The sequence below is a fragment of the Butyrivibrio sp. XB500-5 genome, from assembly GCF_003625505.1.
Classification (GTDB): domain Bacteria; phylum Bacillota; class Clostridia; order Lachnospirales; family Lachnospiraceae; genus Butyrivibrio.
The window spans coordinates 1-22,023 of the sequence record NZ_RAIS01000002.1; the positions used below are offsets into that span (position 1 = coordinate 1).

A 22,023-nucleotide genomic window follows, 5' to 3' on the forward strand; every position below is an offset into this window, starting at 1 on the left:
TCCGTTAATTTACTAATTTGTTCTGAATTATTCTCTTGGAATTTTTCAGGGTTGCATTACTGTTTATTTGTCAAGGTGCTTGTGTTCTTGCAGCTTAGCGCCGCAACTCATTTAGAATATCACAGGAGCTTGTCACTGTCAAGAACTTTTTTAAAACTTTTTTCGAAACCCGCGCTGTTCTGCGGTTTCCGGCCCCTCTCTCGAGCGGGCAAAAGTTATTATAGCAAAGGGAATACCCGAATGCAACACCTTTTTTCAGAATTTTTCAAAAATTATTTTGGCCACTATATATTGTGTTAAAAGCAGTCTGCAACTACAATTTCAGCGCTTTCGATGCCTTCCCGAATGCGTTTATTCTATTATCATCGGACTATTTTGCGCTCTTACGACGCAAATACCACATAAAAAAGGAGCCCTTAGGCTCCTTAAACTTATTATCTATCTCTTATCTTATTATATAAGAAAACTCCCAAGGTTATAAATCCTTGAGAGCTAAAACGGAGAAAGCGGGATTTGAACCCGCGCACCGCGTGAACGGTCTACACCCTTAGCAGGGGCGCCTCTTCAGCCACTTGAGTATTTCTCCATGCCTGAATCCCTCTACCAAATATGGTTTGAATTCTCTTGGCCAAACAGCCAAGACGCAAATGTAATTATACAAAGCCGCTCAGGCTTTGTCAATTCTTTTATTGTTTTTCTTTGTTATACAATTTATCGGCTGTCTCATATAAGTTGTTGCCCTGTGAATCAATTACAACAATCGCAGGGAAGCGTTCCACCTTAAGTTTCCTTATGGCTTCTGTTCCAAGGTCATCGTATGCAACAACTTCTGACTCTGTTATAGCCTTGGATAAAAGTGCTCCTGCTCCTCCAATTGCAGCAAAGTAAACTGCACCGTTACGAACCATGGCATCTATTACTTCCTTAGATCTTTTTCCTTTTCCGATCATTCCGCCAAGTCCCAGATCAAGTAGTCTGGGTGCGTACTTGTCCATTCTGCTTGCCGTTGTAGGGCCGGCAGATCCTATGGGTCTACCCTCTCTTGCCGGAGACGGTCCCATATAATATATGAGGTTTCCCTTCATATCTATAGGAAGCTCTTCACCATTTGAAAGCGCCTCATCCATTCTCTTGTGCGCGGCATCTCTTGCCGTGTAAATAGTTCCTGTAATATATACCATATCGCCCGCACGAAGCTCTTTTGCTACTGCCGATTCTATAGGCGCTTGTATCTCTTTGTTCATCTTTAGTCCTTCTCACATAATCGTACTTATTACATATTAAGAATATGTTTCGTTTTTGGAAGATATAACACATCACACGGTAACGGTGACATGTCTGTTTACGTGACAACAGATATTGACCGCAACAGGAAGTCCCGCGATATGTGTCGCATAGCTGTTGATGTTGACCGCAAGAGCCGTCATCCTTCCGCCAAGTCCCGCAGGACCTATACCGGTCTTATTGATCCTATCAAGGATCTCCTCTTCCATCGCCTTAATATGCTCTTTATCAGAGTGCTCGCCCACAGGACGTGTAAGCGCCTCTTTTGCCATCTCGGCACACTTCTCGAACGTTCCTCCGACTCCGACTCCGACAACCATAGGCGGACACGCGTTGGGGCCTGCATCTTTGACTGCCTGTACAACAGCGTTCTTGACACCTTCCTCTCCATCCGCAGGCTTAAGCATGTATACTTTGCTCATATTCTCGCTTCCAAAGCCCTTGGGTGCGCAAGTGATAACCACTTTGTCTCCCGGAACTATATCATAATGAACAACAGCAGGAGTGTTATCGCCTGTGTTCTTTCTTATAAGAGGGTCTCCCACAACGGATTTTCTAAGATATCCTTCTGTATAGCCCTGTCTTACGCCTTCGTTTATGGCATCCGAAAGGTCACCGCCTACAAAGTGCACATCCTGTCCTATCTTAAAAAAGAAAACTGCCATTCCTGTATCCTGACAGATCGGAATATCATCGTTTTCCGCTATTTCCAGATTCTCCATCAGCTGGGCAAAAATCTGTTTTCCAAGCTCTGACTCCTCCTTGTCTTTGGCTGAAAGAAGAGCCTTTTTCATATCATCTGAAAGAGTGTAATTGGCACTGATGCACATACCCTTAACAGCTTTGGTTATTTCAGAAACATCTATCTCGCGCATTACAAACTCCCATTAAGCATTGGTAATAATATTCTTGATCTCAACAAGTTCTTCCGGAGAAGGACTGGTGGGTTTCCACAAAATATGCTGTCCGTCGTCTTTATATCTGGGAATGATGTGAAGATGGAAATGCATAACGGTCTGACCTGCGGTTTCTCCATTGTTCTGAACAAGGTTAAGTCCGTCGCATCCAAGCTTCTCTTTCATGATTCCGGCAACCTTCTTGGCAACTTTGGCAGCTCCTGCCACAGTCTCTTCGGGAATCTCAAAAAGATCCGCATAGTGCTTCTTGGGAAGAACGAGCGCATGTCCCTTAGTCGCAGGACCCAGATCAAGAATCACTCTGAAATCATCATCCTCATATATTGTATTACTCGGAATCTCTCCGTTTGCAATCTTGCAAAAGATGCAATCACTCATTATGCCAATCCCTCCATATCTTTATTGTTATTCATGATAACTATATTAATGTATCCCATGATAAATCCCGTTATAAAACCGCCAAGATGGGCAACTGTGTTGGCTCCTTCCTGGAAAAAACAGGAATCGATAATAAATATAGTAAGAAACACTATTCTAAATAGAAGATTTCTGTTTTTTAATATGCCTTTTTTATTGGCAAATATCCAAAAAGCAAGATATCCGACAATGCCCATTGTACCGCCGCTTGCTCCAAGTGAATATCTGACTATGTGTCCTACGATCTCATACATCATGCTAAGCACATTGCCTACAATGCCCGATGCAAAAAACATAATCCCATAATACAGGTGTCCGGCGTGCTTTTCAACAATTCCTCCGGCCAAAACAAGCATTAGCATATTGGAAAAAAGATGATTAAGATCCGCATGGAGAAACATAGATGTTATAAATCTATACCATTCTCCGCGAGAAAGAATCCAATCAGTTGCCATTATACCTATATCATATATCGAGGTATTAGCAAGGCACGCTATAAACACCAAAACATTAAGTGCAAGAATCGCTATGCTGACATAAGCAGTCTTATAAATCTGTGACTGCTTGTTCCAAAAATCATCGACGTTATTAAAATCTCTGTTCTGTGTATCTTCCATAATTACCGATTACTTATTTCTAAATATATTGTCTGCGTCACTCGGATTTAAGCGCAAAAAGCTGATCCATGCTTCTAAGAAGCTTGAAGTCGCCTTTCATCTTAACACTTCCGTCCATGAATGCTCTCTGGAAGGTTATTCTTCCGTCCAAGATCTCCTCGAAAACCTTCTGATCGGATGTTATTACAACATCACAATCTCCTTCGTCACCTGTCCTGAAGTCACACTTGCTGTTATCTACATCAATGACAACCGGCTTAAGCTTGGCGTTATCAAGGAATGCAACTTTAAACTTGGCGCTGATTCCCGCAACGGGAGTAAATGCCTTTTTAAGGATCTTAACATATTCATCAGAACTTCCCGATGTCGAATCATCTCCCATCTTATCTCTGAATATGCTTGCAAGCTCTTGAAGATCCTCTTTCTGCTTGCGAACAAACTTATCATCGGATGCGTACTCAGAGAGTTGCTCTGATTCCTGCGGAGTAAGATCCATGCTCTTTGCTATCGATACTTTATTGATAACAGCCTGATTGCTTGCGGGAAGAACAGGAATCTTCTGGTTTATCATCCTGTAAAAGTTCTCTGTTTTCTTCTCGATCACCTTGGTGTATTCAGAGCTGTTCTCGAGTCTCGTCGTATCGGCTATATAGCCGCAGATTCCGTCACATACCATTCCGCCAAGCATCTCCCACGCAGACGAAAGACTCATCATTCCCTCGCGTTCTCCGTGAGTTGTCGACATTACAACAGGTGCCATGTATATGCTCTTTATCTTATCCTTATCGCCGTAAAGCCAGCATGCATCAAGAAACTGCATCATGTATCCGCCGACACCGTACCACTCCACTGTTGACGCAAGGATAACACCATCCGCATCTTTAAGAGTGTTGGGCAGCGCTGTGATACCGTTTCTCTGCTCATATAGATTGTACTGCTGAACCTTGACATTAAGCTCATTTAAAACTGTAGTGATCTGTGAGATTACGCACAAAGTGGGATCGTCAATTATCCCTCTTCCGCCGTAATAGATATTAATCTTCATGAGAACCCCTCCAACCGGTTAAGGGTATTATATCATATAATGCGGTGATGATAGAATCTATCTGCAATCAAAACATACTCTTCCGATTTTTATCTCATCTCCTTCTTCTATATAATTCTTTTCCTTTGGAGAAAGTCTGACGCCGTTTTTGAAGGTACCATTGGTTGAACCTAGATCCATAATAGCTACCCTTTTCCCGTCATTTACGAACTTACAGTGTATCCTGGAAACGCTCATATCGCTTATTATCTTATCCACGCAGCCTTCCATTTTTCCTATGACAACCGGCAACTTATCAAGGCTTATCCTTACGGTTTTATCAAGGTTTCTGCTGTAAAGAGTCATATTCTCATCTTCATCGCACTCAAGGACCATCGTCTCATCGCCATTCTTGCTTACTCGCTCATCATTTTTTACTATGGAATCCTCTGTCTTAAAAGAAGATGTTATCTTAATGGGGCTCCTGTATACGTCTTCATATGCATAATCCTCATCATCGTAATCATCAGAATAATCATCTCGGCTCTCGTGCTTTTTTCCGTTTCTGTACTCCTCTTTTGCTTTTCTTATCCCTCTTGTTCCCGATATAAAAGCCACAACTCCTGTAATTCCCGACACAAGCATGACTCCCATGGACAAAAGATTCTCCTCCTCCGACAGGATGAAATTCATTCTTATATACGTTACCGCTCCTATCACGCACGCAAAAAGGAGTGAAAAAAGAAGCTGCGTTTTTCCTCCAAGCACTTCTTTACTCATCTTCATTCTGCTGCGGACAGCAGGTTCCGGAACCTCCTCCTGTTCTTCATATGTGTAATCGAAGGCGTCTTCTTCATATGTTTCTTTAACCTCTTCAACAGCTTCTCCTTTGTCGGTTTCCGGATCAATTCCAAGTACGTCGTCAATAACTGAAAGAATCATCGCCCCTTCTTCTTTTGCTCTTTCACAAAGTTCATAGATGAGCGCCGAAGCCCTGTCATCTTCATAATCAACATACTCTAGCAATTCCTCGCAGAATTCAGCGAATCCGGGGTTTTCATCCGAATAAGGAAAGAACATAAATCCAAATTCATTCGATGACAATCCGGTAAATACACTACCAACCTCGAATATTATTCCCTCTTCTCCCAACAGAAATTCCGACATGCTCTCAAGCATATTTTTCATATCTGTCAAAAGAGCTCTGGCCTGCTCATAATTCATTTTCTTAACCGAAAATCTGTCTTCCAAGCTCATCATGGAAGTTACGTCGTAATACAAAAAACTGTCATCATTTATCTGTCGTAGACTACAAGGGAGAAGCTTTTTTACTCGTTTCCCTTCCAAAACTTTAAGTTGGTATCTATATCCGGGAGTATTCTCATCCTCTTTTACATCTACTATTGCATAGCTATGCTTTAAATCCCTGTAATATCTATGTTCCATTATGATTTATCCTTCCTGTTTAGTAGGTTCTCTCCAATATCTTTTACTCGTTTAACCATTCTGATATGCTCTATCTGTTCCAGCTTTCTTGCTTTTCCTGCCGCTTCGTAGTCCCATCCGCTCTTGGGCATTAAGAAATAGCTTCCCATTGCCCTGCTTCTTACCGTCGTTTTTCCGGAAACCCTTACTTCTTTTCCGTTTGTGCTGACACTGATGACAGGCTTATTTGCTCCGAAATACTTCCTCCCAAGCACTCTCTCCTCTTTCTCTGAGACTACACTCACGGCATCTTCAGAAGAAATTGAAGCCCTGAAAGCCAGAATATAAGTATCCTGTGATAAAATGCATCTTCCGTAAAGGTAGTAGGAAAAATAGATTAAAAGTGCAAAAACACAGATTATCATCGGAACGACCAAAGAAGCTTCAAGTGTCATATATCCTTTAAATTTTCGCAAAGTAAGCCACCGCCGTTCCCAGAGTTATAAAAGGCACAAAAGGAATTCTGCTTTTTCTCTTAGCTTTTTTTACGAAAACAAGAATCATCGAAAAAACTCCGCTTCCAAAAAATGCGATCAACAACCCTATGATCAATATTTCTATTCCAAGCGCAGGTCCCAAGATCAGCGCAACAAGCCCATCTCCGTAACCTATCTGCTGCCTCGTCACAAAAGATAACAAAAGCAATAAAGCTCCCGGTAAAAGAGAAAGCGCGATATCATAAAGGCTCATATTATCTATAAGAACCCCGATCAAAGCTCCTATTACCGAAATAATCATTCCTATTATCAACAGTTTTGCGGAAATCTCTTTTCTTTTTATGTCCTGCACAGAAAGCGCCAGCATAGCAAATAACATCAATATATAAATAACCATTTCTTACCTCCCACAGCTGCTACACGGTCTCCTTCCACCGACTTCCGAGATAGGGATCGTGTAAATCTTTCTCTTAAGTCCCGGACAAGATACGCTGCTGTGATACCTGTCTCCGTAATCTGTTATAAATACGCTTCCCGCCGAGATTCTTTTTGCGCAGTATTCGCACGCATAATATTTTCCTCTGTCCGCGTTCCTGGCGTTTTTGACGGACTCATAATTTATGGTATGAACGTTTAGCTTAAGATGTTTACAATTTATATTTCTGTGATAAACCTCTCCGTGTTCAGTGACATAAACCATCTCCTCTTCGGACCGTTCGCTTCCCCCTTCACCGGTTATGTCGTAGCCAGTCCACGCATGTCCGTAATATCTTCCTTCAACAGGAAACTCCTTGAAGCCTATCAGCGATATAAGCGGATGGACCTTGTAATCTACAACGATATCCACGATATCGTTACCGGCCATTATTCGGGAATTTCTAAAAGACATTCCGGAGAAACCGTCTGTAACGCAGCTCTTATCTATCCCCTCGCCAAGATACTCATGAACAAGCTCTTTTGCATAAAAAATTGAAGCAACACCCGTCGCAAAATCTATAGCTCCTGTATCTTTAACAATGGTCTGTGCCGCCTCCTTCTCATCATATGAGATAAGACATATCCTGTTTCCAGCTTGATGAAGCGCAGCTTCAAGATCCGTTTGCACCTTGATGATATTGAACATCACCAGAATATTTGCAAAAAAGAAAATAAAAAGCGGCAACGCGATCGAAGACTCCACAGTCATGGAAGCGGTTAGAGACACTTCTTTCCTTCCTGTCGCCCGGAAAAACGATCGTTTTATTATTTTGTAAAAAGCTTCTAACTTAAAAGAAGTGCCTTTATCCGCTCCCGGACTATTCTTCATATCCGTAAATCCTTTCTATCTTGGTTTCATATCCGTATGATGTCCCCACGGTTATTTCCCCGCAAAACGTATCCAAACAATGGTCTATCATAAAAGAATCGTTTCCCGGCGTAAGTCTTATATCCATTTCAATTATGTCCATAAGCCTTTTTGTCTTTTCTTCATGACCGGTCATAAGCAATCTGATCCTTAAGTAATCTTTATAATAAAGACCTGAGCCACAGTCTCCTTTTCCCAGGTTGTTTCTAAATCCAAGCATTTCCCAGAATCCAAGCTGCCATGTATCATCGCTTTTAAACAACGGAACGCGTCCGCCTCCCAAAAGTATTGATATGTCGGAAATACTCTCTGCAAAAGACCAGGCAAAAAGAATCGAATACTTTACAGGCTCCTCCAATTCAGGCACCATTAAAACCGCTGTGAGTGCTGTGGCAGCAGTTTCCGCGGCACTGACCTTGCTTGAGCTTGTGAGAATATACGCAAGATTAGAAGCCTCTCTCCAAAAAAGAAGCGTTTCTGCCATCTTTTCAAGATTTTTCCAATCAGAGTTTTCCCCGTAGCAAAGATACTCAAGCTGATATTTTAAAAGAGATTCATCAAGCTCATTTCCGTATCTTCCACACTTTTCAAAGTAATATTGTTCAAGGAGAATTTTATCCATGACAGATAATTCGCATCTGTCATTCAAGCCTGTTCCTTTATTCTTGGATCTATGGGAACTGTATTCATTTATATTGGCATACGCCTCCGATATTTCATATCTTCCGCCTGCTGCCAGATTAAGAACGCCCACACCTTTTTGCGAATTAACTTCATCGGCCGGATTTGCAAGGCTGACCTCCTCTTCTTCACCATCCTCATTAATGATCGTAGGAAGCTCTATGGAATCAATTTCCTCTTGGTTAGCTCTTGCCATCTCCTCGACATCGGTTGTATCAAATCCCGCTTCTTCAAGCTGTCTTTTGTTTTCCTGTGCTTCAAACAGTGCATGTTCTATAGGTTCTGCTTTCATATAAGCGAGAATCTGTCTGTTAAGAACCGCTCCTGCGTTGTCAGTTGCGTAGGATGTTCCGCTTATTCTTGCATCTTTGCAATAAATCGAAGTCATTGTCTGTGCATTTCTCACCTTGCCTTCCAGACTTCTCGAAAAGTTCTTTTGAGCATAGTTTTTTAAGTGTTCCTCGGTATTCGTTATTGAATGATTACCGCTACCGTATGACGTCTCGACCATCAGTAATGAAAATCTGTCGAACAATTCCCTGTTGTACTCTGCCAGAATCGAATTCATGGAAACATCCGCCACACATTCGGTCTTCATCTTCACCGCACCTATCCTGGCGCCCTGGTAGAGCGCCAAAATAAGTGACAAGATGATTGTTATTGACAGTGATAAGAATACCGTTGAGTATCCTTTAACCTGTGATGATATGTGTATCTTCTTTGATAGACTTAAATACATCTTCAACAATTCCGGCAATCTGCTGTTTAAATACAATTACAAGTCCGATAAGAACAACCAAAATCTGTACTGACTGCTTTGGAATATTCAATTTTCAAGGTGCATTACACAAAATACATTGTGTTTTGTATTGTAATTACGGTGTTATCTGCTCACAGATTCTGATATGCTTGGAAATTGCCGGCAGATATGATACCTTTCATCTTTGCGTTTTCTTCCCGAAGCTGTGCGCATTCTTCATTACGCTTTGCAAGCTGTTCCTCCAAAATATGAAGCCTGCCCGCCATTGCTTTATCCATTACCCTGCGTTTAGGTGCATTAAAATCTTTGCCCTGCTGTAGCTTCTTAGCTCTTGTTAGTTCCTCATGAACAGATTCATTATTATAGAAGAAAGATCTCGACAACCCCGTTTGCTCCATCAGACCGGCGATAGTGACTTCAATGTTGTCAGTAATCATTTTCCTTATTGCCGCAATAGCCAATCTTTCCTTTTCGATATTTCGGATTCGATTTGTCTCAACCATCCGACTAAATATCTTCTCATCTTTTCCCATTCCACTCCTCCAAGATACTTGATATCTCCGAATTAACCTGATCCAACACATCCTTTGTTTCGTTATAAAGCGTCTCAGGACTCATTTTGCGGTAATACTTAAGGCTATCCGTGCCGGATTGCCCCAACAACTTCGCAATCGTCATATCATCAATATGCAGCTCCGTCAGTTTTCGTGCGTATGTATGCCTCATCAAATGTGTACCTACCGTAAAACGCTCACCCTGATCATCGCGCAAGTCATTTTTTATAATGATCTTATTCAGCGCGTACTGTACCCGGCGATATTGCATCGGTTCCTCCGGATTTCGATCATTTACGAAGATGTACTCCCGATCTCCAAAGCGCTCTCTCGTATATTCCATTGACCGTATCAGCAAGGCTGCCACATCTGGGCTTAATATCTTTGAGTATGATTTATGTGTTTTAATCTGATAAATATTGATCATATCTGTCCCACGAGCGCTCTTTTTTATACTATCGCGCGTAATCGTCAAAGCCTCCGATATGCGCGTTCCAAGCAATTGATGAACAAGTAAAGCGCGTGCCATTTGTTCTTCAACTTCCGCGATTATCGCATTATTCAAGCGCCTAATCTCGTCATCACTATATGATTTATAGATGGTTTCGGGCTTCCTACCTGTATCAGTGTTAAGGAACAGATTATCAAGAACAGGTGCATTCAGTATCATAGATGCTGACCGAAGCACGCTCTTAAGATGGGACAAGTCCTTAGAATAGTCTTTCCTGCCGGTCGCTTCCAAATTCGTGTGTAAAAGGTATTCTTCTATAATAAAACGGTTAAGAACCGAAAGGGTATCTATTTCCGGATGATTCTCTGCCAGCCACTCTGCAAACCGTCCTACGGCAGTCATTTCTGCGCAGACCGTACCTAAAGTCTTTTCTCTTAAGTGGAGTTTCATCACCTGCTTTATTTCTCCGCGAATCTCAAGCTGTTCAATTCTCTTAAAAGAAATACTCTTTATCTTATGCACTGGGTTCAAATCAATCGTTATACCCAACTGATCAATAATCCAGATATCACATTCAAATCCACCGGCATCTTCTGACATGTGAAAATACTCATAGATTACTCGAATATACGCTATAAGCGGAGCTACTGCACGACTCTCTCTTTCGCTATCAACTCGTTTTCTCATGTGACTATATCTAAACCCTTTCTTCATAAGCCATTTCCTACACCCACGCTCCAATTCCTCGTAATCCATAGCTTTTATAGACGCCATCTTCGGAAATGTATCTTTCATAGCACGACAGAACTGGTTATAATTTCCCAATTCAGTTCGTATGCTGCTTAAAGATAGGATCTGCCCACGGTGGCGTATAAACTCTTCCATCTCGGCTTGAATTACTTCATTACCCAGCTTGGATAGATCAAATCCACGATCTGGCCTGACTAACCTATGCTCCCGTTGTTCTTTTGTCGCATTTTTATAACAATCAAGATCCCGAATCTTTATGATCATGTCTGTCCGTCCCGTCCTTTCGTCCTATATTTTCAAAATACTCATAACTGGCATCCCTAACGCGCTTCCCAGTATAATCAATGTATTGCTTGGTCATTTCCTCAGTTCTATGCCCCAAATAATCGCGTATTGCCTGTATTGCAACACCAGCGGCATAAAACCTTGTTCCTACACCGTGTCGATATCCATGTGCCCGGAAATTGTATTCATCTTTGCTTATACCATTTGCTGTAAGAATCTTTTTTATCTGTTTGCTGAAATAGCCAGGATCATAGGCTCGTACTCCGTCACACCTGGTAAATACAAATTCCTCTCCGTGTTTTCCAATGCGACAGATATATTCTGTCATAACGGCATATAACTCCATCGGAATGGGAATCAGCTTCTCCCTTTTCATTTTGTACTGATTAACCCTCATAAATGCACGTTCTCCGTCACTTTGATAAGCATTCGCCTTGATAGTACAGATTTCATTTATACGACATCCCGTAGACCAAAGATTCAAATACATAAGGCGCAGATGTTCCGGTGCATCGGCAAGAGCGACAACCACCTTGGAAATTGTCTGCTCCGGGATCGACAGATCATGATGCTTATTTCTGCATTTTTTTAGATAATATGAAGCTGTCACGCGCGGCTTATCGGCTTTCTCAACCACCGACAGATAATTCCAAAATCGGAAAACAGATATAATACTCTTATTAAATGATTGCGGCAGATTATCCCTCATATCCAAGTATTCTGCATACGAATCCATTATTGACTTGCTAATATTTCCAACCTTGTAGCCCATATCATCACAAAATATGAGGAATTCTCGAACTCCATAATACTGGGCACGGATATTTTCTATTGCCATATTTGTCAGCCCCAGTTCATATTGAACATAACCTTTAAGCTGTTCTCTGTTCTCCCTGTCGCAGATCTGCCAGAATGAAAGTCGCGATACGGGACGCGCGGGATTCATACGATCATACTTAAATCCAAACCTCTCAAGAAACCAAGAATTAGCCTCCCAACGAGGCTTTTCATCATTACAGAACAGAAACCGCTGAATCGTATTCACTATTTGGAAGTATTCAGTCTCCTTAGTTCCAACTTGTCCGGTAACACTCGCGCGATATCCGATTATATCCTGAGCTTCCATAAGTTCTATGTCCTTAACACCGGTAGCCACACAATATTGGAAAAACCTATGAAGCGGCATAAGGTAAAGGTCGTGCCGCATCTTAAGATGCTTCTGTTCACGGAAAACCCAGTTCAATATATCTATCATTTGACGGCATATCGTCTCTGACGCCGCTGAAGGAAAGTCATATACCAACTGCGTCTTGTCTTGCCAGTAATACAGACTCATTGCGATATCATAATCTGGATGATAGGAAAGGAATAGTTTCTTCCCATCGTATTTCAGTTCCTGATGAACAAAGGGCTTTGCTTCTTTCTCCTGTAGGATCTCCCCAAGTTTCAGTTTGTCCAGGCTTTTTACATATTCCGCAGCTTTTTTCTCTGCGATGGTCGTTATCATATACTGTTCAAACCGCTCTCTCAGCTCATAATCAATACTCCCGACATCCTTCACACCGTTTTGCATAAGAAATGTGCCTATTTTATTTCTTATAGCGCGGTTAAGATTATCATTATTTATGATACTTTCACGGATGATCGGGTAATCATCCATGAGATGATACATAATAAACGGTTCCAAAGAATTAAGATACTTCTGCTTTTGGTTGCATGATAGGTTATCCGCATTACATACGCGCATTCTATAATGCTGCATAATCTGTTCAGATATCTCCGAAAGATCATATACTCCCTCTTGGATAAGAAACTCCTCAACAAAATGACGCTGCCTACCTGTTACAGTAGGGCATTTATCCATTTGCCTATTCAGTTCTTCCTGTCCGTCCCATTGCGGGAATGACAGAAGCGCAGATGATGTCATAAAAAAGTCCCCTTAAAGCAGTTTCCTAATATCGTATAATGCCTCATTCTCCTCGTAGTATTTCTCCGCAGCAGCTTCCAGTTCTTCCTCAGCCACGCTTAAGTATTCCTCGGTGGTTCGGATACTTCTATGCCCTAAAGCTGTGCTGATTTCAAGCATAGCCCACCCGGCTTTCCTACGTTCGTTAGCAAAATAGTGGCGTAACATATGAGGAGTGGTTTTAATCCCGGTATTCTTCTCCAATAACTTCAACACAGAATAAACCGCATTAACGCTCATGGCATTGCCGGCTGTTCTTCCATGCAGCACAATAAACAGATACTCTGTCCGGCTTAACAGCTCGGCGTTTTCCGACAGATAAGATTGCAATATCTCCAAAGTCTCTTTGCTAAAATAGGTATCCCTATATTCGGCGTTCTTTGCTCTTGCATGGTTTTGATTGTCCTCACGCATTTCAACGCGTATTATCCGTTTCTCATAATCAATGTCACGAACATAATTTACGCCCAACAGCTCCCCGATCCTCATGCCGGTTTCCGCCAAAAGCATTAAAAGAACCTTATCTCTTAAGCACGCACAGGCATCAAGCAATATGGCAAGATTGTCCCCAACGATTTCCCGACTCCTGTGTTCATTGGGTGGGAGATATCCATTGAAGTGCATAACCATACGCTTAAACCTGACACCCACATCATTGACATATGATGCTTCTTTCTCCGTAAGTACCTTAAGATCTCCATTACCCGCCTGATCCATCTGAAGAAACTGCAGATAACGAAACACCACAGCAAGGTAAGTATTACAAGTGTTGTTATTTGGGAGCTGCGCTCGGTCGCAATGTCTGCCGCTCTTAAGCCATTCCAGATAATCTGAAAAATGCTCAAACTGAATAGAATAGGGCATTTCAAACATTTCTGATACCGTCAGATTCTCCTCGTCCAAATACATCAGATAATATGAAATTGCATACGCAATGGCCTTTACAGTATTTGGAGATAAATGCTCATTGGACTTATGCTTTAAGTATTTGGAGGGAAGTGGTTCCAACATAAGTGTATCCGCGTTGGATATCCAAAATACCTCTTTCCCTTTATTCATTTGACTTTCAACTAAATATCTACTCATCATAAAAGTTTCAAAATGAAATCTATAGTTTCAATTAAGTGTATATCATGTGTTTTGAGTTTCATTTTACATTCTTAAATGAAACTTGTCAACATATAATTGAAACTTTGAAATCGATATTTAAACTTTTATTTCATTTATATCTTGAACGAGTTTCAAATATGTGCTAAATTAAAACCAATTATTGAAATCGGAGGTATATTATGAGTAGAGCAGTGCCTTTAGATCATGAATTTAACAAAGCTGCTTTCAGTCAGCTTTTGAGAACAGCACAGGGAGAACGCCAGCAAAAGCAATTTGCTGATGATATAGGTATGAGCAAGTCTTATCTTAACTGCTACCTTGGAGAGAAAATGGATAGACCGCTCACACCCGCAACCTTACAGAAGATTTGTTATGCCTCTGGGGGACGCGTATCATATGAGGATCTTTTATCGACTTCCGGTTATGACCCGCAAAAGCACATCATTAGTATGGAATTTAAGATCCCGGGTGCAAAGCCTGTCGTTCGAAAAATATATAAACACGATCTCGATGCTATGGACGAACAATATGATTTCATTGATGCCAGGCTTAATGCCGTTACCGGCACTATTTCAAATGCATTAGCTTCTAAGGGATATAAATGGAGCGGTAAACCTACCGAAGATAATCGGCTTGATTTTCGTGTTACACTATATGATGAACCTATAACAGAGTGGGGCTTTATTTATCTCGAAACAAAGGACGTTGATCTTCCGATTAACTCCCCCATCTCTTTACTACGCATTAACCAGTATGCAAACGCTTTACTTTTTGCTATGGGAAAAGCACGAGAAAAAATATCTTTTATAACCACTTATGAAAACATATACGAAAAATTTAAGAATGCTTCTCTTCCTGTACTGGCTTTATACGCTTCGGTTATCTTGATTGATACAGACGAACTAACCGTAATAAAAGAAGAACCTATAAAATCCTATTTAGAAGCAAGCTCTGATATACCAACGCTAATATGAATCTTTCATCAATTATTTTTCCATTCTTTCATAGCAAAAGGCAGACCAGTAACGGTCTGCCTTTTGTGCTGTAGTCTATCAATATACTATTTTACATCTTACTGTTATCTCGCAATATGAGCTTAAGGCTCTTCATATTATCACAAAGCACCTTCCTCTCATACTCTGTACAATCTTTCATAACCACCGTCATTGCACGTATGGATGTGTCTTCAGAGCAGCCTCCAAACAGTAATTCATCAATGGTGACATTCAAGACATCTGAAATACGAGCCAAAGCGGTCAAGCTGGCATTTTTCCGGCCCGTCTCAATCTCACAGATATACTCCGTAGATAGATTTACGGCTTCTGCCAGTTGGGCTTGTGTGTGCCCCTCTGCTTTCCGGTTCTCCCGAACCCGTTCTCCGATCTTAAAGAAATCAATAGTCATACGCTACCTCCTATAAAAAATTTTTGAATTTCATCGTCTATAGGCGATAACTTCGACTACAGCTTATTCATATTATCGCCTTTCAACGATACAATCCTAATAAATATCGTCTATAGGCGTAGTGGTGGTTCAATTGGATAAGAATAAGTTTAAGGATATAGGCTCAAGAATACGCGAGGTACGTAAATCCAAGCATCTAAGTCAGGATGCCTTGGCAGAAATAATCAATATCTCGCCATCTCATATGAGCGATATCGAAAATGGAAAAAAGAATATTAGTCTCGATATATTCATGCGAATTACAGAGGCACTCCAAGTATCAGCGGATTGGCTACTTCGGACAAATATCCCATCTGTAGCAAATCTACAATCCGGCGAAATCGGAGAGATACTATCGGATTGCTCCGTATCAGAAGCACAAGCCCTTATAAAAATGCTGCGCAATATGAAAGCCACTCTCAGGGAAGCAAAGCAGTAAATCATAATAAAATATTCAAAATAAGGCCGTAGGTTAATGGATTTTAACCTACGGCTTCTTCATTATCATTTCTGATCATAATAGAATAACTCTGTGCATTTATTAGGTTCCCACGCTATTAAACGTAATTTACAACAAGGATATTGGTTATGAACGAGACAGAGCAGAAGCTCTCCTCTGCGGAGGAGAGGAAAGAAAAGATCCGGCAAAGATATAAAGGCATTGGCGATGATCAGCTTTCCGTCATTCCGGCCGTTCCCAAGCCGGACATATTTGATCATGAAAGAACTCTACGCGTTGCAGTATATGCCCGTGTTTCCACCGACGATCCCAACCAGACATCTTCATATGAACTACAGAAGAATCACTATACCGACCTTGTAAATGCTAATCCCAACTGGGAACTTGTGGATATTTATGCGGATGAAGGTATCTCAGGGACTTCCCTGCAGCATAGGGATAATTTTGTCCGCATGATCAATGATTGTGAAGCAGGACGAATCGACCTGATTGTTACAAAAAGTGTGTCAAGATTCGCGCGAAATCTGCTTGACGGTGTTGGATTTGTCCGTAAACTCTCCGCTATGACACCACCCGTTGGAGTATTCTTTGAAACCGAAAACATAAATACCTTTAAGAGCGAGAGCGAAATGTCTCTTGCCATCGTTTCTACTATGGCTCAGGAAGAAAGCCATACCAAAAGTGAAATAATGAATGCTTCTATCGAAATGCGATTCCGACGCGGGATATTCCTTACTCCGGCTCTCTTAGGGTATGACCAGGATGAGAACGGAGATCTTGTTATAAACGAAGACGAGGCAAAAACCGTCCGTCTCATATTCTTTATGTATATCTATGGATACACGTGCCAGCAGATAGCTGACACGCTCACAAAACTTGAACGAAAAACCAAAAGAGGAAATACAACATGGTCTGGAAGTACGGTTATGGCGCAACTTACCAATGAACGTCATTGCGGTTCGGTTCTTGCAAGAAAGACCTTTACCCCTAACTATCTGGATCATAAGTCAAAGAAAAACCGCAAGGACCGAAACCAATACTTCCAACCGGAACATCATGATCCCATTATCTCCCGTAAGGATTTTATATATGTTCAACACCTTATTCAGAATTCGACGAGCGGAAACACAAACATCTTACCGGAACTACATGTTGTCCCGGATGGTATGTTAGCGGGATATGTAACAATCAATCCTCGGTGGTCAGGATTTAAGCCAAAAGACTATTTAGCTGCTTGCGAAAGCATAGCTCCCGAAAGCATTCCAGAAGATGAAGAACCCACTATTACTGTCGAAGAAGGAGATTTGGATCTACGAGGATTTCAAATAGTCCCCGCGAGGTATTTTAGCGTGGCAAACAGGCTTACTATTACCATTTCGCCAACCAAGATGAAGTTTTCATCCTCGTGCCTACGAAAAATAAGCACTGAAAATGTTGAAATTCTCATTCATCCGATCAAGCGAAAAATAGCAATCCGTCCGACATCCTCTGACAATCGCCTCTCCTTTAGCTGGGTGCGAAAGAAAGATGGTGTTAATATCCCCCGCAATATTACCATATCCGCTATTGCCCCGTGTATATTCGCACTAATGGGATGGGATCTTGATCATAGATTTCGCATTCATGGGTCAAGTATTAGTTGTGAGGAGACAAACATATTATTCTTCTGTTCAGAAGACTCAGAAAAATATGTTACTAAGGATTCCGGACAAAAGGATGCCAGTGAAGAAAACTCAACCTTTCCCAAAGGAACATACATGGATTGTGACCCTTATAAAGACGAATTTGGAGTTGACTATTATACCCACCAATACCTTTATGATTTATCCATGCAACACCGGGCAAATCCTATTATTATTTCATCCGATTCTGTGGCATATAACCCCAATCCCGATATTGAGGTGCCAGATCCTCAGATTATAGCCACACAAATCGAAAATGTTTTGAATGAAATCAACTCAAAGGAGGATATATAAAAATGAGCGATGAGCGTTACACCGGGGATATTGAAATAATAGAGGATGACGATTTTAGCTTGGATGGATTTCAAGTTGTTCGTGGGGAATTTTTTGCCCATATCTATGAGCCGTCAATAACATTTGCAGACTGTAAAGTGTATGTAAACAAGGCTTGTATACGGAAATTATGCGAATTTGATTATGTGCAGATTCTTGTCAATCCTGAAGTAAAGAAACTTGCGGTCCACCCCTGTGACGAGTCAGAAAAGGATTCATTCCGATGGTGTTCTGCCACAGAGAAACGTAATCCCAAGCAAATAACATGCAAAATCTTCTTTGCAAAGGTATTCACTCTGATGAAATGGAATCCTAAAGACAGATATAAGCTCCTTGGAAAACTTATCAGGAAAAAGGATCAGCTATTTTTCGTGTTTGATCTTAATTCACCGCAGGTAACGGTACGTACCGTGGATGAAAACGGCAAAGTGAAATCCGCCAAAAATACGCGTTATCCCGCGGACTGGCAAGATCAGTTTGGAATCCCTATTACAGAGCATGATGGTCAACTAATGCTAAATATATTCGACGATAAAACTGTTTTTGGATTAGAAAAAGATCCGACCGGAACAAGCAAAGAAGAAATTATAGCTACAATCAATCAAGAACGCGAGGTGCAAGAATATGAACAGCTCACAATCCTCGGAACAGGATTACAAGCCAATACTGACAATCGACCTGAAGAAACGACGAATCAGAATATACAAACAAACCCTACATCTACTTGATGATCCGGAATATATACAATTCTTTGTTAAGCCAGAAAAGAAAACTCTCGCAATAACTGGCGGAACAGAAGATGATATCTCTCCTCAAAAGATATATTGGACTACATTGACCGACAAAAGACAATGCTGCGAGTTTTATAGTAAAAGACTCATAGGAAAACTGGAATCCCTGATTACTAACGAGCTTTCCACCACCAATAATACATACAGGATCTTCGGAGAAATAAATAAGAAAAAAGATCGCATATTCTTTGATTTAAGCAGTGCCGAGATAATAAACGATGAAGCAGAGATAGAGGAAGCAGTACCATGTACCTAAAGCAAGAATACAATTGCATACCAGATCCGGAATTTGAAGCACTTCATATTCCAGCATCTGAGAAATATACAAAAAACCTCGAGAATAGCATTCTTAAGAGCGGAATATCCCACCCTTTAATAATATGGCACGGGACACTTATAGATGGATATAAAAGATATAAGATATGCAAAGCGCATGATATTCCTTTCCCGGTTCATTCCATTTCATTGACCAATCGATTTGATGCCATGGAATGGGTATGTGATCAGATGCTCCTCCGAAAAGACCTTTCGGAAGAACGAAGGAAGTACTACATCGGAAAGAAGTTTTTGTTTCGTTTATCATCTGCAAAAAAATCCGATCTCCCAACCAGTATTGAGAACGATCACCCCAGGTTGTCCAACAGACGATATGATATTGCTGCTGCTATTGGAAAGCCACTTAATCTATCTTATGGAACAGTTCTAAAATATAGCCAATACGCATCCGCACTGGATAGCATCCGGTCGCGAGAAACCACTATATTTGAAAGAATTATCTCTGGAGAAGTAAGAATATCCCATGAAAGCGCTGTAGAGATATCACAACTGGCCGGCGATGATATGAGAATACTCCGTGAATGCTTTGCTGATAAGAATAGAGATCATATTTCCCATTCTGAAATATGGCATGAATTACAGTGGAATAGGGTTCATCCAACCTTACCAACAAGCCGGAAAAAGAAACAAACCACTGCCCCCATTAAGCAAATGCCAAAATATGATCCTGATGCGGAATTGTCGAGTTTAACACTTACTATCCCGTCATGGATAAAAAGTATAGAGCGAACAGTCAAAAATGCTGACTTCTCTGCGGCAACTATTCCGGCTAAACATAAGCTCAGAGAGCAGCTTCGAGAATTATCTAAAGCTGCTGATTATTTATACTATTATACACAGGAGGCTTTCCATGAGTAAAAAAGACGAGGATATGAGTCAGTATGTTCCGAACGTACACTATGAACTTATTCCCATAAAGAATCTTGTTTCCAATCAAGATTATCAACGGAATTTGTCTCAAAGGCATGTTCAGAAAGCAGCCGCTCATTTTGATTTATACCAAATCAACCCAGTAAAAGTAAGTCGCCGAGATGGAATAAATTACGTTTTTAATGGCCAGCATACCATAGAAATCATTGCGCTTGTTTCCGGATCGCGAGAAACACCCGTTTGGTGCATGGTTTATGATGATCTTATATACACCCGCGAGGCGGACATTTTTGCCAATCAGATGAAATACACTAAGCCATTGCTTCCGTATGAGGTTTTTATGGCTAATATTGAAGCCGGGAGTGATAAACAACTAATCATAAAAGAGCTAGTAGAATCATATAATCTCGAAATAACATCATCTGCATCCCCCGGCGGAATATGTGCAGTAGCAACGCTTGAAAACATTTATGATAAATTTGGATTAAGCTGCCTAGATCGCGTCCTTAGATTATGTGTCGGAACCTGGGAAGGAGTTCCCCAGTCTTTTAGCGCTAATATGCTAAACGGTGTTGCTCGAGTTATAAACGCTTACGGGGATACACTTAAAGATAATCTTTTCGTAGAACGGATAGGTCGAGTATCCATTAAAGAATTAGCAAGAACCGCCAAGGATCGTCGGGCAGGCTCTCTTGGATTTGCCGAAGCAATTGTAATTATTTACAACAAAAAGAATCACTCCGCTCTGCCAATGGAGAAGCTATACACTCACAAATCGAAAAAGAATGATAAAGAAGAAATCTCACTGACAGAGAAAACAAATGATATCCCTGAATCTGCTGACGAAGCGTCAGTATAAAGCTTAGTGATTTCACGGAGAAATACATGAACACTATTTCCAACGTCGTAAGCACGAATCATAACCTTAACGGAGTCGTTATTATTTAATAACCGTACATTGCAAGTAGGTCATCAAGGCTAATGTCTATACCTGCCCTCCGTAATACATCAATCCTTTCTGAAAACAATATCCGTATCAGTGCATCTGCATCCTTGCCATAGTGAATCTCATTGTGGCAAGTGCTACAGAGAGACACGATATTCTCTTCAATATCCAGCGACACATCAAACTGATCCTGAAAAGCCAACGGTATCAGATGATGAGGCTCCGTGTAAGTCTTATCAGAATTCTTTCTTATAAAGGTCGGATGGTCGTTATCTATCTCACATTTGTACCGAGCATGAGCAAGGGCATTTATTGCCACCTGCCTATCCCTTGGATATACCTTTATGCCGTCTTTAACCACGGCTTCCTTGATAACCCGAGGTTTTCCTTCATACTCGAACCCACTATCTGCCTCCGACAAGCTGCTGTGTCTGAAGCTTCCGACAAAAATATCATCAGCGGATTCGTTCAAATGAATGATACTCGGGGACGGAAGTATTATCCTGCTCTCTCCTGCATGATAGCCACGAAGATCGATGCTATCAGCTACCCGTGTAAATTCAAAATGCCCTGTGCGGCATTTTGAAGCATCTGCTTGGAATACTCCAAGAAAAACATATCCCTTATCGGCATACCAGCCAAAAGTATATCTCGGAAGCCCACCATCTCCATCAGCTGCTCCCGATCTGGTGTCATCAGCTTTTTCTTCTATAAATGTGCGTCCGTCATCTATCAGATAGTTAACCCAGCCCTTTGATCTGGCGGGAGCCTTAGTCTTGCCGTTTTTCACAGATGCCATCTTTGGAAACCAGACCATATGATCATCGTCGATATGGCAAAAAGTCATATTCATACAGCTGAAAATGCTCGTGTAGTTCCTTCCAAAGCACCCATTGATGACTTCAACGATATACTGAAATTGCAGGTCATCCTCAATACTTATGGAATATATTTTTTTTATCTTTGGAAAGTTTGCCACGCTTAACACCTACATATAATCATATGGCGATTTCGGCTTCTTCGGCTGTTTCGGTATGCTTGCCTCGGCATCCTCCTTAGTGGTAAACAGCCTGTGTTCC

At 41.2% G+C, this 22,023-nt stretch carries 23 protein-coding genes and 1 tRNA gene; 6 read left to right on the forward strand and 18 right to left on the reverse strand.

Annotated features, from left to right (window positions below; genetic code table 11):
* Window positions 1-498: 498 nt before the first annotated feature.
* The 16 genes from D6856_RS04730 to D6856_RS04805 form a co-directional block, all read right to left on the reverse strand.
* Window positions 499-586: transfer RNA gene (locus D6856_RS04730), tRNA-Ser, on the reverse strand.
* Between the two features lie 100 nt (window positions 587-686).
* The gene (locus D6856_RS04735; protein ID WP_092244916.1) at window positions 687-1,244 is read right to left on the reverse strand and encodes a Fe-S-containing hydro-lyase; all 558 of its coding nucleotides are present in this window, start codon (window positions 1,242-1,244) and stop codon (window positions 687-689) included.
* Window positions 1,245-1,316: 72 nt separating this feature from the next.
* Window positions 1,317-2,159, reverse strand: coding sequence for a fumarate hydratase (locus tag D6856_RS04740; RefSeq protein WP_120685980.1), 843 nt, complete (start codon window positions 2,157-2,159; stop codon window positions 1,317-1,319).
* Between the two features lie 12 nt (window positions 2,160-2,171).
* Complete coding sequence (locus D6856_RS04745) at window positions 2,172-2,579, reverse strand: HIT family protein (RefSeq protein ID WP_092244922.1); 408 nt, start codon at window positions 2,577-2,579, stop codon at window positions 2,172-2,174.
* The gene (locus D6856_RS04750) at window positions 2,579-3,235 is read right to left on the reverse strand and encodes a rhomboid family intramembrane serine protease (RefSeq protein WP_120685981.1); all 657 of its coding nucleotides are present in this window, start codon (window positions 3,233-3,235) and stop codon (window positions 2,579-2,581) included. Before D6856_RS04750 ends, D6856_RS04745 begins: the two co-directional genes overlap by 1 nt.
* 37 nt (window positions 3,236-3,272) lie before the next feature.
* Complete coding sequence (locus D6856_RS04755) at window positions 3,273-4,280, reverse strand: SCP2 sterol-binding domain-containing protein (protein ID WP_120685982.1); 1,008 nt, start codon at window positions 4,278-4,280, stop codon at window positions 3,273-3,275.
* A gap of 57 nt (window positions 4,281-4,337) precedes the next feature.
* Complete coding sequence (locus D6856_RS04760) at window positions 4,338-5,705, reverse strand: DUF6382 domain-containing protein (RefSeq protein ID WP_120685983.1); 1,368 nt, start codon at window positions 5,703-5,705, stop codon at window positions 4,338-4,340.
* Complete coding sequence (locus tag D6856_RS04765; protein WP_120685984.1) at window positions 5,705-6,160, reverse strand: pilus assembly protein; 456 nt, start codon at window positions 6,158-6,160, stop codon at window positions 5,705-5,707. Before D6856_RS04765 ends, D6856_RS04760 begins: the two co-directional genes overlap by 1 nt.
* A complete protein-coding gene (locus D6856_RS04770) occupies window positions 6,147-6,578 on the reverse strand; it encodes a prepilin peptidase (protein WP_120685985.1) in 432 nt (143 codons plus the stop codon). The genes D6856_RS04765 and D6856_RS04770 overlap by 14 nt, the downstream gene beginning before the upstream one ends.
* A 3-nt stretch (window positions 6,579-6,581) precedes the next feature.
* A complete protein-coding gene (locus tag D6856_RS04775; RefSeq protein WP_120685986.1) occupies window positions 6,582-7,487 on the reverse strand; it encodes a TadE/TadG family type IV pilus assembly protein in 906 nt (301 codons plus the stop codon).
* On the reverse strand, window positions 7,477-8,805 hold the full coding sequence (locus D6856_RS04780) for a DUF5702 domain-containing protein (RefSeq protein WP_120685987.1): 1,329 nt from the start codon (window positions 8,803-8,805) through the stop codon (window positions 7,477-7,479). The genes D6856_RS04775 and D6856_RS04780 overlap by 11 nt, the downstream gene beginning before the upstream one ends.
* Window positions 8,806-8,899: 94 nt before the next feature.
* A complete protein-coding gene (locus tag D6856_RS04785) occupies window positions 8,900-9,037 on the reverse strand; it encodes a Flp1 family type IVb pilin (protein WP_120685988.1) in 138 nt (45 codons plus the stop codon).
* A 61-nt stretch (window positions 9,038-9,098) separates the two neighbouring features.
* The gene (locus D6856_RS04790) at window positions 9,099-9,500 is read right to left on the reverse strand and encodes a DUF6262 family protein (protein WP_120685989.1); all 402 of its coding nucleotides are present in this window, start codon (window positions 9,498-9,500) and stop codon (window positions 9,099-9,101) included.
* Window positions 9,487-10,986: a tyrosine-type recombinase/integrase gene (locus D6856_RS04795; RefSeq protein WP_120685990.1), complete on the reverse strand. Its 1,500-nt coding sequence runs from the start codon at window positions 10,984-10,986 to the stop codon at window positions 9,487-9,489. The genes D6856_RS04790 and D6856_RS04795 overlap by 14 nt, the downstream gene beginning before the upstream one ends.
* A complete protein-coding gene (locus D6856_RS04800) occupies window positions 10,961-12,934 on the reverse strand; it encodes a tyrosine-type recombinase/integrase (protein ID WP_120685991.1) in 1,974 nt (657 codons plus the stop codon). The genes D6856_RS04795 and D6856_RS04800 overlap by 26 nt, the downstream gene beginning before the upstream one ends.
* A gap of 12 nt (window positions 12,935-12,946) precedes the next feature.
* Window positions 12,947-14,032: a tyrosine-type recombinase/integrase gene (locus D6856_RS04805; RefSeq protein ID WP_158588829.1), complete on the reverse strand. Its 1,086-nt coding sequence runs from the start codon at window positions 14,030-14,032 to the stop codon at window positions 12,947-12,949.
* Between the two features lie 230 nt (window positions 14,033-14,262).
* Here D6856_RS04805 and D6856_RS04810 point away from each other — a divergent pair, with 230 nt between their 5' ends.
* A complete protein-coding gene (locus D6856_RS04810) occupies window positions 14,263-15,057 on the forward strand; it encodes a helix-turn-helix domain-containing protein (RefSeq protein ID WP_120685993.1) in 795 nt (264 codons plus the stop codon).
* Window positions 15,058-15,148: 91 nt separating this feature from the next.
* Here the strand turns inward: D6856_RS04810 and D6856_RS04815 are convergent, their stop codons facing one another.
* Window positions 15,149-15,487: a helix-turn-helix domain-containing protein gene (locus D6856_RS04815; RefSeq protein ID WP_120685994.1), complete on the reverse strand. Its 339-nt coding sequence runs from the start codon at window positions 15,485-15,487 to the stop codon at window positions 15,149-15,151.
* A 133-nt stretch (window positions 15,488-15,620) separates the two neighbouring features.
* On the opposite strand from D6856_RS04815, the gene D6856_RS04820 reads away from it, so the two are divergent.
* From D6856_RS04820 to D6856_RS04845, 5 genes are all read left to right on the forward strand, one after another.
* The gene (locus D6856_RS04820) at window positions 15,621-15,965 is read left to right on the forward strand and encodes a helix-turn-helix domain-containing protein (protein ID WP_158588830.1); all 345 of its coding nucleotides are present in this window, start codon (window positions 15,621-15,623) and stop codon (window positions 15,963-15,965) included.
* Window positions 15,966-16,114: 149 nt separating this feature from the next.
* The gene (locus tag D6856_RS04825; RefSeq protein ID WP_120685996.1) at window positions 16,115-17,962 is read left to right on the forward strand and encodes a recombinase family protein; all 1,848 of its coding nucleotides are present in this window, start codon (window positions 16,115-16,117) and stop codon (window positions 17,960-17,962) included.
* Between the two features lie 2 nt (window positions 17,963-17,964).
* Complete coding sequence (locus D6856_RS04830) at window positions 17,965-18,729, forward strand: integrase (protein ID WP_199704121.1); 765 nt, start codon at window positions 17,965-17,967, stop codon at window positions 18,727-18,729.
* A gap of 309 nt (window positions 18,730-19,038) precedes the next feature.
* A complete protein-coding gene (locus D6856_RS04840; RefSeq protein ID WP_120685998.1) occupies window positions 19,039-19,986 on the forward strand; it encodes a hypothetical protein in 948 nt (315 codons plus the stop codon).
* Entirely contained in the window at window positions 19,979-20,857 is an 879-nt protein-coding gene (locus tag D6856_RS04845) for a DUF6551 family protein (protein WP_120685999.1), read from the forward strand. The genes D6856_RS04840 and D6856_RS04845 overlap by 8 nt, the downstream gene beginning before the upstream one ends.
* A gap of 85 nt (window positions 20,858-20,942) precedes the next feature.
* Here D6856_RS04845 and D6856_RS04850 read toward each other — a convergent pair whose 3' ends face one another.
* Window positions 20,943-21,932, reverse strand: coding sequence for an HNH endonuclease (locus tag D6856_RS04850; protein ID WP_120686000.1), 990 nt, complete (start codon window positions 21,930-21,932; stop codon window positions 20,943-20,945).
* Window positions 21,933-22,023 lie beyond the last annotated feature (91 nt).